This is a genomic window from Xenorhabdus sp. TS4, from assembly GCF_014467265.1.
Lineage (GTDB): Bacteria > Pseudomonadota > Gammaproteobacteria > Enterobacterales > Enterobacteriaceae > Xenorhabdus > Xenorhabdus ehlersii.
Genome location: NZ_NKHQ01000006.1, coordinates 154,418 through 169,066 on the forward strand (window position 1 = coordinate 154,418; position 14,649 = coordinate 169,066).

13 protein-coding genes and 1 pseudogene are annotated in these 14,649 nt (G+C 41.5%); 6 read left to right on the top strand and 8 right to left on the bottom strand.

Annotation, left to right across the window (positions count from 1 at the left end):
* Positions 1 to 39: 39 nt before the first annotated feature.
* The 6 genes and pseudogenes from Xets_RS04885 to Xets_RS04910 all read left to right on the top strand — a co-directional run bounded on the left by Xets_RS04885 (position 40) and on the right by Xets_RS04910 (position 5,289).
* Positions 40 to 588, top strand: coding sequence for an HK97 family phage prohead protease (locus Xets_RS04885; protein WP_099132086.1), 549 nt, complete (start codon positions 40 to 42; stop codon positions 586 to 588).
* A gap of 2 nt (positions 589 to 590) precedes the next feature.
* Positions 591 to 1,025, top strand: a pseudogene (locus Xets_RS04890) (phage portal protein); the annotation flags it as partial.
* A 272-nt stretch (positions 1,026 to 1,297) separates the two neighbouring features.
* A complete protein-coding gene (gene hemF, locus Xets_RS04895; protein ID WP_187651281.1) occupies positions 1,298 to 2,206 on the top strand; it encodes an oxygen-dependent coproporphyrinogen oxidase in 909 nt (302 codons plus the stop codon).
* 248 nt (positions 2,207 to 2,454) lie between these two features.
* A complete protein-coding gene (locus tag Xets_RS04900) occupies positions 2,455 to 3,525 on the top strand; it encodes a M4 family metallopeptidase (RefSeq protein WP_187651241.1) in 1,071 nt (356 codons plus the stop codon).
* A gap of 233 nt (positions 3,526 to 3,758) precedes the next feature.
* Positions 3,759 to 4,817, top strand: a complete 1,059-nt coding sequence (locus Xets_RS04905; RefSeq protein ID WP_099132089.1) for a M4 family metallopeptidase — start codon at positions 3,759 to 3,761, stop codon at positions 4,815 to 4,817.
* A gap of 235 nt (positions 4,818 to 5,052) precedes the next feature.
* Positions 5,053 to 5,289 carry a protealysin propeptide domain-containing protein gene (locus Xets_RS04910; protein ID WP_099132090.1) on the top strand — a complete coding sequence of 79 codons (237 nt, stop codon included), beginning with the start codon at positions 5,053 to 5,055 and terminating at the stop codon, positions 5,287 to 5,289.
* 233 nt (positions 5,290 to 5,522) lie between these two features.
* Here the strand turns inward: Xets_RS04910 and der are convergent, their stop codons facing one another.
* The 8 genes from der to Xets_RS04950 all read right to left on the bottom strand — a co-directional run bounded on the left by der (position 5,523) and on the right by Xets_RS04950 (position 14,417).
* Positions 5,523 to 7,019, bottom strand: a complete 1,497-nt coding sequence (der, locus tag Xets_RS04915) for a ribosome biogenesis GTPase Der (protein ID WP_099132091.1) — start codon at positions 7,017 to 7,019, stop codon at positions 5,523 to 5,525.
* Between the two features lie 162 nt (positions 7,020 to 7,181).
* Positions 7,182 to 8,354, bottom strand: a complete 1,173-nt coding sequence (bamB, locus tag Xets_RS04920) for an outer membrane protein assembly factor BamB (RefSeq protein ID WP_099132092.1) — start codon at positions 8,352 to 8,354, stop codon at positions 7,182 to 7,184.
* 16 nt (positions 8,355 to 8,370) lie between these two features.
* A complete protein-coding gene (locus Xets_RS04925; protein ID WP_099132093.1) occupies positions 8,371 to 8,991 on the bottom strand; it encodes a YfgM family protein in 621 nt (206 codons plus the stop codon).
* A gap of 14 nt (positions 8,992 to 9,005) precedes the next feature.
* Entirely contained in the window at positions 9,006 to 10,283 is a 1,278-nt protein-coding gene (hisS, locus tag Xets_RS04930) for a histidine--tRNA ligase (RefSeq protein WP_187651242.1), read from the bottom strand.
* A 103-nt stretch (positions 10,284 to 10,386) separates the two neighbouring features.
* On the bottom strand, positions 10,387 to 11,508 hold the full coding sequence (ispG, locus tag Xets_RS04935; protein WP_099132095.1) for a flavodoxin-dependent (E)-4-hydroxy-3-methylbut-2-enyl-diphosphate synthase: 1,122 nt from the start codon (positions 11,506 to 11,508) through the stop codon (positions 10,387 to 10,389).
* Between the two features lie 91 nt (positions 11,509 to 11,599).
* Positions 11,600 to 12,616 (bottom strand): cytoskeleton protein RodZ, encoded by a 1,017-nt coding sequence (rodZ, locus tag Xets_RS04940; RefSeq protein ID WP_187651243.1) that lies wholly within the window; start codon positions 12,614 to 12,616, stop codon positions 11,600 to 11,602.
* Between the two features lie 123 nt (positions 12,617 to 12,739).
* Positions 12,740 to 13,111: a fimbrial assembly protein gene (locus Xets_RS04945; RefSeq protein WP_244208827.1), complete on the bottom strand. Its 372-nt coding sequence runs from the start codon at positions 13,109 to 13,111 to the stop codon at positions 12,740 to 12,742.
* Positions 13,112 to 13,238: 127 nt separating this feature from the next.
* Entirely contained in the window at positions 13,239 to 14,417 is a 1,179-nt protein-coding gene (locus Xets_RS04950; RefSeq protein WP_099132098.1) for a bifunctional tRNA (adenosine(37)-C2)-methyltransferase TrmG/ribosomal RNA large subunit methyltransferase RlmN, read from the bottom strand.
* Positions 14,418 to 14,649: the final 232 nt, after the last annotated feature.

Below are 14,649 nucleotides of genomic sequence, written 5' to 3' on the forward strand. Positions count from 1 at the left end.
AGGGGCGAAAAGCCCCTTGACTGCCTTGGAGTCCATAAGATGAATAATGATTTTGAAATCCGCACTGCCTCCCTGTCTGCCAGTGATAAAAAACTGACCGGTTATGTGATTAAGTGGAACAGCCGATCCCAAATCCTGTGGGATGAGTTTGTCGAACAGTTCGCCCCGAATGCATTTAGTGCCAGCTTAACAGCAAGTGCAGATGTCAGGGCATTGTATGAGCATGATCACATGAACCTGTTAGGCCGTACTACATCTGGCACGTTGAAGTTGACCGAAGATGCCACCGGATTACGCTTCGAACTAACCCCGCCTGATACGCAATTGGGGCGTGATGTGCTGACTCTGGTTGAACGGGGTGATATTTCCGGTATGTCCTTTGGATTCAGGGCGCTAAAAGATCAGTGGGATATTGGTCAGGAGCCTTATATCAGGACGGTATTAGAAGCGGAACTGAGGGAAATCACCATCACCAGTTTGCCCGCCTATCCTGAAAGCGGTGTTGAGATTGCCAAGCGCTCTTTGAATGCTCTCAAATCCCATGATGTGGATTTGTGTCATTACTGGCTGCAACTGTCTGAGGTGTAGTTATGTGGCCTTTTAAGCGTAAAGCCGCTGAGACTCGTAGTATCAGTATTGATGAGTTTCTTTCTCTGGCGGGTATGTCTAATACCAAATCCGGCGAGCATGTTTCCCCCTCAACCGCCGAGGGTTTACCTGCCGTGATGAATGCCGTCACGGTGATTAGTGAAGCCATTGCCACCATGCCCTGTTATCTCTATCGGGTTCAGCACCAGCACGGGAAAGAATCCCGCGAATGGTTGAGCGATCACCCGGTAGATTATCTGCTTAATGAATACCCGAACGACTGCCAGACCCCGTTTCAGTTTAAGCGAACACTGATGCGCCATTGCTTACTGAATGGTAATGCGTATGCGGTCATAGTCTGGGGAAAAGACGGACAGCCACAATCCTTGCACCCTTACCCGCCGTCAGCCGTTGTCGCGCAACGATTATCTTCTCACTAGCAGTAACATTCGTAGTTGTCCCTCCTAAAAACTTTCAGCGAGATAAACCGCAACTTCTTCACAAGATCAGAACGGTTAGCACATTAGCCTCGTTTTATTGATCACAAATTCACTCTTATTCTTTCTTTTCTCTCACATTGTTCTTATCTTATGTTTTGTTTATAGGTTTGTTCAGCGTTCTATGTATAAACAATTATATAAACAAACAAAAGATATCTCATTAAAAAATGAGGTTTATTTATTTAATATCAATTAGTTACATTATAAATATGAATATACCTAATATATATCAAGTTAAGAATTTTTTCCTCTCATTACAGGATCACCTCTGCAAGCAGTTAGAACAACTTGATGGTCAATCAACCTTCATGGAAGATTGCTGGCAACGAGAAGATGGTGGTGGCGGAAGAAGCCGTGTGTTGACGGAAGGTAAGGTTTTCGAAAAAGCTGGCGTGAATTTTTCACATATTTCCGGAGATTCAATGCCCGCTTCTGCTACGGCTCATCGTCCTGAGTTAGCAGGTCGCAGTTACCAAGCAATGGGAGTTTCTCTTGTCATTCATCCACTTAATCCCTATATCCCAACCAGCCATGCAAATGTACGTTTCTTTATTGCTGAAAAAAAAGGTGAACCTCCTGTATGGTGGTTTGGCGGTGGCTTTGATCTCACGCCTTATTATGGTTTCGAAGAAGATGCTATTCATTGGCACACCGTTGCCAAAAATTTATGTCAACCGTTTGGCGATGATATTTATCCTAAATATAAAAAATGGTGTGATGATTACTTTTTTATTAAGCACCGTAATGAACCACGTGGCATTGGTGGCTTGTTTTATGACGACCTGAATACGCCTGATTTTGATACCTGCTTTAATTTCACGCAAGCTGTCGGACATGGATTCCTATCTGCCTATTTACCTATTGTAGAAAGAAGAAAAGATTTAACCTGGGGTGAGCATGAAAGACAATTCCAATTATATCGTCGAAGCCGCTATGTTGAATTCAATCTTGTTTGGGACAGGGGAACGCTTTTTGGCCTGCAAAGCGGTGGAAGAACTGAATCCATATTAATGTCCATGCCCCCATTAGTACGTTGGGAATATGGCTACTCCCCAGAAGCAAACTCTCCTGAATCTGAATTATATACTTCATTTCTGATAAAAAAAGATTGGGTATAACAATTCAAAACAGGAATACAAGACAATTTCTTTATTCCTGTTTTACTCCTTGTTTATAAAAAATTTAATCTGAAAAAGATGGGTTATTTATCATAATACTGATAAAAACATTTATTATTTTTCATTAGCAATACCCTGCCATAAAAAGTCAATACTCACACTAATGACTCTCCTATTAATTACAGCTAGTATTCACTCCGGGCCCGAAAAAACGAATACAACATCTAACAACAAAACAGGGTATTATTATGAGCAATAATCAAACCAACATATACAGCTTAATTCCTCCATTTGTTCTGGAACATATCTCTGATGACTGTGATGCATATACTAATCAATATGTATTAAAGACATTAGGTCATGTTTATCAATTGATGAATGCTCCTGCTGAAGAAACTATTTCTCAACAGGATAAACAAGAAGCTAAAAAAGAGGTGAACGATAAACTACATCGCACTATCTATGATGCTAAAAATAAAGAGGAATTTCCAGGGGAAGAGTTATCTCGCAGTGAAGGTATGCCAGAGAGTTCAGATGATTCAGTTAATGAGGCTTATGAGTATATTGGTAAAACTCATGAATTCTATAAAAAAGTTTTCGGTCGCAATTCTCTTGATAACAAAGGAATCAAGTTAGTTGCTACAGTACATTATGGAAAAAATTATCTGAATGCATTCTGGACCAGAAAACAAATGGTATTTGGTGATGGTGATGGAAAATACTTCAATCGTTTTACCTCTGCCATTGATATTATAGCTCATGAGTTAACCCATGGTGTTATCGAAAGCGAAGCTGGACTGGATTATGTCTATCAGTCTGGCGCACTTAACGAATCCATCGCAGACGTATTTGGCATTATGGTAAAACAATATGTTAATAACCAAAAAGTCGATGAATCCAATTGGCTATTAGGCCAAGGTTTACTGGGACCAAAATTTAACCCAGAAAATAAATCCGATGTTAGCTTACGCACCTTTATTAACCCCGGAAGTGCATTTTCTGGAGATAAGCAAGTTGGTCATATGGATCAATATGAAGATTTCCCCTTCATCATTGATAATGGCGGCGTTCACATACACTCAGGCATTCCTAACAGGGCATTTTATTTAATGGCGATGGAGTTAGGAGGCTATGCCTGGGAAAAAGCAGGAAAAATTTGGTATGAAACGCTACTGGATAAACGTCTATCTTCAGATGCAGATTTCGAAGATTTTGCCAAACTGACGATTGATAATGCTGAAAAATTATTCAACAAGAAAACGTCAGATATTGTTAGTCATGGTTGGAAAGAAGTTGGTGTTCTACTTTCCGAAGAATAATTAAATTACCATTAATAAAATACTAATTCATATTTTAAGCAGTAACGTAAAGATAATCCTGAAATAAATGATAAAGGGTTAAGGATAACCCTTTATCATATTTATAAATTAATATTTTATATCCCAACAAAAACACCTTCCATTAGTAGAAAAAATCATCATTTAGATTAATAATTAATTAAAGTCCCTAGAGATAAAAATATGCATAACATCTAAAAAACGGGGGTATCATTATGCGCAATCATCAAGACAAATTAAATAAATCTGGTATCATCCCACCATATTTATTGGAATACGTTGTTAAAATTTGCGGCCAAATCGATAAAGCATACATATTAAAAACATTAGATCATGTTTACAATCTAATGAACAGCTCTGCTGAAATGGATATATTAATTCATGGATATCAGCCAGGTTTTGACAATAAATTAAATAGAACTATTTACAATGCTGAATATAATGATCAATACCCAGGGGATAAATTAATTTTATGCGAAGGCATGGCTGTGATTGATGATATTGCAGCTACTGAGGCTTATAATTATCTTGGTAAAACATATGAATTTTACCAGGAAATTTTTGGCCGTAATTCTATTGATAACAAGGGTCTTAAATTAGTTGCTACTGTGCATTACCAAAAAAACTATATGAATGCATTTTGGGATAATAATCAAATGGTCTTCGGTGATGGTTATGCCCCTTATTTTAACTATTTCACTTCCTGCATTGACATTACTGCACATGAACTAACTCATGGAGTAACTGAAAGTGAAGCAAATCTTGACTATGCCTATCAATCGGGTGCATTAAACGAATCGATCTCAGATGTATTCGGTATTATGGTAAAACAGTATGCAAATAACCAAAAGGCTAACGAATCTGATTGGTTGATAGGTCAGGGAATATTTGGCCCTGCACTTAATCCGGACAATGATCCTAATGTTGCCTTGCGCTCATTCAAAAATCCTGGAACAGCAAACCCGAAAGATAATCAAGTTGGTCATATGGACCAATATCAAGATTTATCCGTCAGAGATGATAATGGAGGTGTCCACAAGTATTCTGGTATTCCTAATAAGGCATTCTATTTATTGGCAACAGAGTTGGGAGGGTATTCTTGGGAACAAGCTGGAAAAATTTGGTATAATACATTATTAGACAAACGATTATCCCACAAAGCCAGTTTTAATGATTTTGCACAGCTAACCGTTGATAATGCTAGCACATTATTTGGCAAGGAAATTTCAGATATTGTGACTCATTCATGGAAACAAGTCGGAACTTTACTCTAAAAGTTGTAATACCTCTCTAATCATTCAAGACCAGGGAAGGTCTTGATTACGTTTATATATTTACTCTTAATTTAATTAAACTAATCATCTTATCCCTCCATGCCATATCATAAAAAGTCATATCATAAAAAAATTTACATTTTTAGTAGTGACTAACATGGTTAGTTTGGCTACTATTCAGATTGGGACAAATATACACCAACACCATAACATACATACAAAATAGGGCATTATCATGATTGACAATAAAGCAAAAAAACAAAATATAATCCCCCCTTATTTATTGGAGTATATTGCAAAAACCTGTGATGCTAATGACAAAGAGTATGTTTTGAAAACATTAGATCATGTTAACAAACTCATGAAGCAATCAACCAAAGAAGATGCCTTAAACTCTGAGGATGATCCTTTATTGTATAAAAATAGAAAAAATCCTGAACCAGAAGATAGTTATTCATTACCAGTAAAGTAGCGTTACTATCTGATTTATATACTTTTTAATATAATAAAAAAGAAATACCTAAATTAATAAAACTCAATATACAATAAATCCATTGATAAGTTTGAAAGATTTTAAAGCTAATTAGATTAATTTTTAAAATCATTTCTATCTGCTCTGTTTTATGATGGTTAAATTATTCTTTAAATACATAAATAATAAAGGGCTAAGAATAGCCCTCTATTTATATCAATATTTTTAAATAATTACCGTTTTTTCAGATGTTCCATTAAACGCTTACGTTTACGGAGCTGAGTTGCTGTTAATGTATTTTTCTTATCCGCATAAGGATTAGCCCCTTCTTTAAATTGGATGCGGATAGGTGTTCCCATCACCTTCAAAGAACGACGGAAATAATTCATCAAATAACGCTTATAGGAATCAGGTAAATCTGTTACTTGATTACCGTGGATAACCACGATAGGTGGGTTATATCCACCTGCATGGGCATATTTCATTTTCACCCTACGACCACGGATCATTGGCGGCTGGTGATCATCTTCTGCCATGCGCATTATACGGGTCAATAAGGAAGTACTAACGCGGCGAGTTGCACTTTCATAGGCTTCCAGAATTGACTCAAATAAATTCCCAACACCACTACCATGTAGTGCAGAAATAAAGTGAATACGGGCAAAATCAACAAAACCCAAACGTAGCTCAAGCATATCCTTAACGTGATCTTTGTCTTCCTGATTCATACCATCCCATTTGTTGATGGCAATAACCAGGGAACGACCACTGTTAAGAATAAAACCAAGCAGAGAGAGATCTTGATCAGAAATCCCTTCACGAGCATCCACTACCAGTAACACAACATTGGCATCTTCAATCGCCTGAAGCGTTTTAATCACAGAGAATTTTTCAACCGTTTCAGTGACTTTTCCACGCTTACGAACGCCCGCTGTATCAATCAAAATATATTCACGGCCATCACGCTCCATGGGAATATAAATGCTGTCACGGGTCGTACCAGGCATATCATAAACGACAACACGCTCTTCACCCAGAATACGGTTGGTTAATGTGGATTTACCCACATTAGGACGGCCAACAATTGCAAGTTTCAGAGGCAAAGTTGTAGGATCAAATGCCTCCTCCTCTTTTTCTTGTTCAGCAGAAGCATCCAATTCGGCTTGCTCCATTTCTGCCCAATAAGCTGCGTTAGCCTCTTCTTCCGTTAATTCAACGTCTTCTTCCGTTTCTTCTTTATCAGAAAACGGCAACAACACACGTTCAATCAATTGTGTTACACCACGGCCGTGAGAAGCTGCGATGGAATAAACATCCCCTAAACCTAGTGAATAAAACTCAGCTATAGAGGTATCAATATCGATACCATCGGTTTTATTCGCCACCAAAAAAGTTGCTTTTTCACGACTACGCAGATGCTTGGCAATCGAATGGTCAGCAGGCATCAATCCCGATCTGGCGTCAACCATAAATAGAACAATGTCTGCCTCTTCTATGGCCATAAGAGATTGCGTAGCCATATGCGTTTCTACGCCTTCTTCCGTACCATCGATACCCCCCGTATCAATGATGATGAATTCCTGCCCTTCAACCTCTGCCCGTCCATACTTACGATCACGGGTTAAGCCAGGGAAATCCGCTACCAGCGCATCTCTGGTTCGGGTTAATCGGTTAAATAAGGTGGATTTTCCAACATTGGGGCGCCCAACCAGCGCAACAACAGGTATCATTTTCTTGATGCCTCATGACTAGATTTAAATCGATACCCTGCTGAAAGTGACATCTCAATATTGTTCATCACAGCAAGATACAAAGATACTAAAAAGACGAAACGGCCCCTGTTATTGTCCAGGAGCCGTATAATTTCGTGTTATTTAAAACACGCTCTGAAGTTAGCGGGTATACAGATAAACTGTCCCGTCCTTCGCTTGCAACATCAGTTTATCGCTGGCAACAACCGGACGACTCAACAGGCCGGAACCATCAACCTTGTTCTGCGCCACAAATTTGCCATCAGCCATATTCAACCAATGCAAGTAACCTTCAGCATCACCAACAACCAGATAGCCATTGTACATTTCCGGAGCTGTCAGGTTACGGTGCAAGAGATCATTTTGCGACCATAATGTCACGCCATCACTCTTGCGCAGGGACAAAATACGATCATCTTGATCAACAATGAAAATGTTGCTGTCAGTGACCACCATATCATGCACCGATCCCAGATCACGCTTCCAGATGATTTGGCCTGAACGCATATCCATTGCCACCAAATTGCCATTATAAGCAATCGCGTAAATAACATTGTCAGAAATGACCGGAGTCATATCGACATCATTCAAGCGATCTATTTCGGTAGAACCCGTTACCTGAGAAATACGCTGTTGCCAAATTAGTTGCCCCTCAGACAACAGCACCGCACTAATACGGCCATTGTCACCACCTACAATAGCTGCACCATAGGCTACGGCAGGAGCGGATTCACCACGAACGGATAATGAAGGTGTATCCATGTTAACTGACCAGGCAATATTACCATCAGTTTCGTGTAATGCCTGCAACATACCATTGCCGGTATGAATCAAGACAAAACCATCACTCACTACAGGACGGGACAACGCTTCGCCAGCAACCGTCGATTCCCATTCAACCTTACCGTTCGTTGCATCCAGCGCGATGATTTTTGCTTTTTCTGTTCCAACATACAGACGATCACCGGATACAGTCAAACCACCAGAAAGCAGCGCTGGCAAACGAGATGACAATAAACCTGCTTTTTCTGACAGATCCGTTGCCCATATCTCTTTGCCGCTGTCTATATCAAATGCTTTGACAACACCATGACGGTCAGCAACATAAGCTGTTGAACCCTGCCAGGTTGGTGATAAATGAGAGTAATACTCCCCCGTACCACTCCCAACGGACTTATCCCAAACGATACGAGGTTTGAATTGATTTTCAACCTTCGGTAACGGTGACATTGTTACCGTATCCTGTTCACTTGAACAACCTGCCAGCAGAACAGAAGCAACCAGCCCAACCAAGAGTGTTTTTCGCAGCTGCATTATGAAGTTGGCTCCCTTAGTTGGATAAATTATTAAGTTTGATTTTCATAAAATCCTTAATTACCTGCGGGCCATCAAGTCCAAGCCCTGTGGAATAAGCTGCACGTGCGCCAGCAATATCCCCTTTTTTAGCCAGAATATCCCCACGAATATCCTCAACCATAACCTGCCAGCCTTTGCCTTTGACCAAATCCAGCGTTTTCAACGCAACTTCTGCTTTATCTTCCGCCAATTGAACCCGAGCCAGACGAAGGTTAGACAATGCCTGCATATTCTCATCTTTGGCTTTACCGGATGCCGCTAGCAAATTTTTCTCTGCCTGAGCCAGATCATTCTGAGCAATAGCCTGTTTTGCCAGTTCCAGATCAGCCATAACACCGTAGACATTGCCCGTTTCATTAGCGAACTTTTCTACGGCAACAACATTTTCTTTCGACCCCGACGCCAATGATTTGTTCAATTCTTCAAATACTGCCGCCGTATTATGTAATTGGTTGGTTTGATGACTCTGCCAGTAACGCCAACCCAACAAAGCACCAATGCCTAGCACCAGGCCAACAGCAAGGTATTTACCGTTGGTAGATAAAAAACGCTTGATCGCGTCAACTTGTTCAGTTTCTGTGGTATAGACTTGCACTAGAGTCTTTCTCCTTAGCCTAACAGTTCGCTCAAACGCGCTGCGACCGCTTGTTGTGACAACGTTTCTTGTTCACCGTTGCGTAAATCTTTCACTGTAATATTGCCTGCCTGAATTTCATCTTCTCCCAAAATCAAGGCAACTTTGGCACCGTGTTTACTTGCACGTGTCAACTGTTTCTTAAAGTTACCACCGCCATGGTTGGTCATCAAACGCAATTCTGGCAGTTGATCACGGATTTTTTCGGCCAATATCAATGCCGCTTGCTGGCTACCTTCACCAAAGGAAGAGAAATAAACATCGGCAACGGTCAGATCTGCAACAAAGTCAGGATTGACCTCCTGCACCAACAGGACCATACGTTCCATGCCCATGGCAAAACCAACCGCTGGTGTTGCCTTACCGCCCAATTGTTCAACCAAGCCATCGTAACGACCGCCGGCACAGACGGTTCCCTGCGCACCCAACGCTGATGTCACCCATTCAAAAACCGTACGGTTGTAATAATCCAGGCCGCGAACCAGACGCTGGTTAATGCGGTATTTGATCCCTGCGCTATCAAGTAGCTGACACAATCCATCAAAGTGCTCTTTTGACTCGGCATCAAGATAATCAAACAACTCCGGCGCATCATTTAAAAGTTGCTGAATTTCAGGGTTTTTAGAGTCCAATACACGCAGTGGATTGGTATACATACGGCGTTGACAATCCTCGTCCAATTTCTCTTTATGTTGTTCAAGGAATGCCACCAGTGCCTCACGATAATCTGCACGGGCTTCTAATGAACCAATTGAGTTCAATTCAAGTGTGACGTGATCAGCAATGCCGAGCTCGCGCCACCAACGTGCTGTCATTAAAATAAGTTCAGCATCAATATCTGGCCCTTGTAAGCCAAACACTTCAGCGCCTAACTGATGGAATTGACGGTAACGGCCTTTTTGTGGACGCTCATAACGGAACATAGGCCCGATATACCATAAGCGCTGTTCCTGATTGTACAGCAGACCATGCTGAATACCGGCACGGACACATCCTGCGGTATTTTCTGGGCGCAGGGTCAAGCTTTCACCATTGCGATCGTCAAAGGTATACATCTCTTTTTCGACAACATCAGTTACTTCCCCAATTGCACGTTTGAATAACGGGGTCTGCTCTACAATCGGTGTCCGAATTTCGCTAAAACCGTAACCTGACAGCACACGCTTTACTGTAGATTCAACTCGTTGCCAGATGGCCGTTTCAGCAGGAAGGCAGTCGTTCATGCCACGAATAGCTGGGATATTTTTTGTCACGTTTTATCTCTTATTAATATTTATACAATGCCACCGATTATAAAAGCGAATACTTGCAAGGTTCAATCTGCAAGCAAATCTATATGCTCATATCCCCAATAAATTACTCATCAAGCTGATTGATGCTGATTCGGTTCTTAGCATCAAGGATAGCTGCCTTCGCCCGAATCTTCGCCTCAAGTTGATCAATCAAGTTGTTATTGTCAAAACGCTCTTTTTGACGAATACCATCTTCATAAAAACCGCTTTTTGTTTTCGCTCCCGTTACGCCAAGCGTTGAAACTTCAGCTTCCCCAGGGCCATTCACGACACAACCAATGATAGAAACATCCATTGGGGTAATTAAGTCTTCAAGACGCTGCTCAAGCGCATTAACCGTCCCGATAACGTCAAATTCTTGGCGCGAACAAGTTGGACAGGCAATGAAATTAATGCCCCGTGAACGAATACGCAATGCTTTCAGAATATCAAAACCGACTTTAACTTCTTCTACTGGATCTGCGGCCAACGAGATACGCAGCGTATCGCCAATTCCTTCTGACAATAAAATGCCAAGCCCAATTGAAGATTTCACCGCACCAGCACGGGCTCCGCCTGCTTCCGTAATCCCCAAATGCAGCGGTTGATCAATTTTTTGCGCCAGTAAACGGTATGCCCCTACCGCCAGAAAAACGTCCGAGGCCTTGACGCTTACCTTAAATTGATCGAAGTTCAGGCGATCAAGAATATCTACATGGCGCATTGCCGATTCAACCAACGCTTCTGGTGTGGGTTCACCATATTTTTCCTGTAGATCTTTTTCCAGCGATCCACCATTAACCCCAATGCGAATCGGAATGTTATTGTGGCGGGCACAATCCACAACCTGACGAATACGCTCTTCGTTACCGATATTGCCAGGATTGATACGCAGACAGTCAACACCATATTCTGCAACTTTCAAGGCAATGCGGTAATCAAAATGAATATCGGCAACAAGAGGGACATTGACTTGCTGTTTGATGGACTTGAACGCTTCGGCTGCATCCATTGTTGGAACAGACACCCGAACAATATCAACACCTACACGCTCTAACGCCTTAATTTGATTAACTGTCGCTTCAACATCTGTTGTTCGTGTGTTAGTCATTGATTGCACTGCAATCGGTGCGTCATCCCCGATGGGAACATTACCGACATAAATACGTGTTGATTTACGTCTTTTTATCGGTGATTCATTATGCATTTTTACATTACTCCCCTACATCCCTGTATTTTTGTTTATAAGAATTACAACTATGCTGTGGTGAATAACTCTGCCAAAACAGTTAAGGCATTTATTTTAGTGTCAGTTTAGCCGTGATGCCTTTCTTCACGAAGGAACTCAGATCCACGGGTTTTCCCTGGAATTGAACCTTAACCTTGGCAGGTGCGCCAATATTCACCGAATAAGGTAATTTACCGGAAAGTTTTAGACTATCCCCTTTCTTTTTGATGCCGCTAAACAAAACCTTACCTTTAGCATCTTTGACTGCCAGCCAACATTCATCGCTGAAATCTATCACTAATTCATCGTTACTGGCCGTATTGATATTATTTACATCAGTCGATGAGGGACTCACAACAGCGCTATTCACCTCTGCATTGGCAGCAGCAGTTGTATTTTCTGGCGTTGCATTGGTTGCAGACTGATTTGTTGTTGTGGATACCGGCACGCTGGAAGATACTGGAGCATTACTGTTTACTTCAGTGCCATTTGCCTCTGCCGACGATGTTTTTCCTTGGGAAACACCATTTTGAGTAGCCGTTACGGATTGATTTTCTTTAAGAGGTGCTACATTATTTTCCCCAGCACTTGGAGCCAGTCGGTTATTTTCAGAATCTGTTATCTGACTATTCTGAGCATTTGATTGTGTGGCCATTGAAGACAGTTCTGTTTGTTGTACTTTATAGTTCTGCCACCACCACAGGAATGTCATTCCCAACAACACAATAATAACAGCCCATGTTATCTTCATTAACCAACCGTCACGTTTCTTGCGTTTTTTCCCCGCTGAAAAACTTTGCATAGGCGCCGTTTTTATAGCCTTGGAGGGGATCTGTTTATCCAAGGTACTCAAGATTTCAGATTCAGGCACCTGAACCAATTTTGCATAGGCACGAATATAACCACGAAGGAATGTTGGTGAAATATTTGACGGGATATTATCTTCTTCAATATCACGAACAGTGGACAGTTTAAGACACAAGCGATCTGCCACAGTTTGCTGAGAAAGCTCATGTTTTTCACGAGCCTGACGCAGAATCTGACCTGTTGTCAGATTGGCTTCTTCTGGATAAGTTTCAGTCTTCATTAGCAAGGGATACTGGTACTGTTCTGGGTTAAAGAATTTACGCAAATTAAGTTAATAGAACATATCACTTAATTTGTGTAGCGAAATCATCTAAATACTGCATACTGCGTTGAACGCGAAAAATCATTTATCACAGCGATAACGACCTGTGTCGCTTTTCATGCTTGCCGTACTTTCCATGATCAATTGCTCAGCTTTTTCATACTGCTTTTGTTCACAAAGAAAAATATAGTAGTGATGCACTACGGTATCACTTTCAGCCGCATACTGCATCGCCATTCTATAATGCTGACTGGCGGTTTCTGGGCGGCCTGCATATTGTTCATGCAGTGCCATGCCCAGATGTGCCTCTGGATGATGAGGTTCCGCCAGCAAGACTTTTTGAAAATGATACTTAGCGGCCGGTAAATTTCGTTCCGCCAAATAAGCCTTCCCTAGCTGCAATCGTGTATCTATGGCAACAACCTGATGGGCGCGATGCGTTGATCGTTCCACACATCCCGTTAACAGGACAAAACAAACTATAGACCAAATTATTGATTTCCGTATCATACCATCTTCATTTATAAGGATATGTTAAACTTTGCCAGATTTTTAGCCATTAATAGATATTAAACAAAAATTAGACTGTTTTTACCTGAATAGGTTCACCTGCAAGGCGTTTTTTCATGGTTCGCTTGGTTCTGTCAATGACATCACCGGCAAGCTGCCCACATGCTGCATCAATATCATCTCCCCTCGTTTTACGCACGATGGTTGTAAAACCGTATCCCATCAGGACCTTGGCAAAACGATCTATACGGCTGTTCGAGCTGCGCCCATAAGGTGCACCTGGGAACGGGTTCCACGGGATCAGATTGATCTTGCTAGGAGTATCTTTCAGGCATTCGGCCAATTGATGAGCCTGCTCAACGCTGTCATTGACATGATCAAGCATCACATACTCCACCGTAACACGTCCCTGGTTAGCATTAGATTTTGTCAGGTAACGACGTACTCCCGCCAAGAACTCGTCAATATTGTACTTGCGGTTAATGGGCACAATTTCGTCGCGAACGTCGTCAGTGGGTGCATGTAAAGAAATTGCCAGTGCAACATCGATCATATCTCCCAGTTTATCCAGTGCAGGAACAACACCAGACGTTGACAATGTCACACGGCGTTTCGACAAACCAAAACCGAAGTCATCCATCATGATTTCCATTGCTGGCACGACATTATTCAAATTGAGTAATGGTTCTCCCATTCCCATCATCACTACGTTGGTAATGGGGCGACGGCCACTGGATTTCAGTGATCCTATAATCTTGGCGGCGCGCCAAACCTGACCAATAATCTCGGAAACTCGCAGATTACGGTTAAAGCCCTGCTGAGCAGTAGAACAAAATTTACACTCTAAAGCACATCCCACCTGAGATGAAACACACAATGTCGCGCGATCATCTTCTGGGATATAAACCGTTTCAACCTGTTGATCACCTACGGTAATCGCCCATTTGATAGTGCCATCAGCAGAGCGTTGCTCTTCTGCAACTTCGGGTGCTCTGATTTCGGCAACTTGTTGCAATTTCGCCCTGAGCACTTTGTTGATATCGGTCATCTGCTCAAAATCGTCATAGCAATAATGGTAAATCCATTTCATGACCTGATCGGCACGAAAAGGCTTCTCTCCCATATCGACAAAAAATTGACGCATTTGTTTACGGTTAAGATCGAGCAAATTGATTTTACCGTTTTTCTTTTCAGGTGTGACAGATACGGCGGAAGTTGCAGGTGATACGGTTTCGTTAAGTTGGGACATTGTTACATCGCCTCGTTGTTACACTTTCGGCTCTATGCTGATCTGATTTCAGCATTAAGTTTTCATGCGGTGACTGCCAATTCAATGATCATTCTCTCTTTTAATCAGAGCCATATTGAATGGACATTGAAATAAAATAATAAACGCCCCGCTGAATCAAATCAGTGGGGCGCATCATTGTACAAACTTTACTGTTTATATGCTACTTAGAAGCTATTGCTACATACAACGA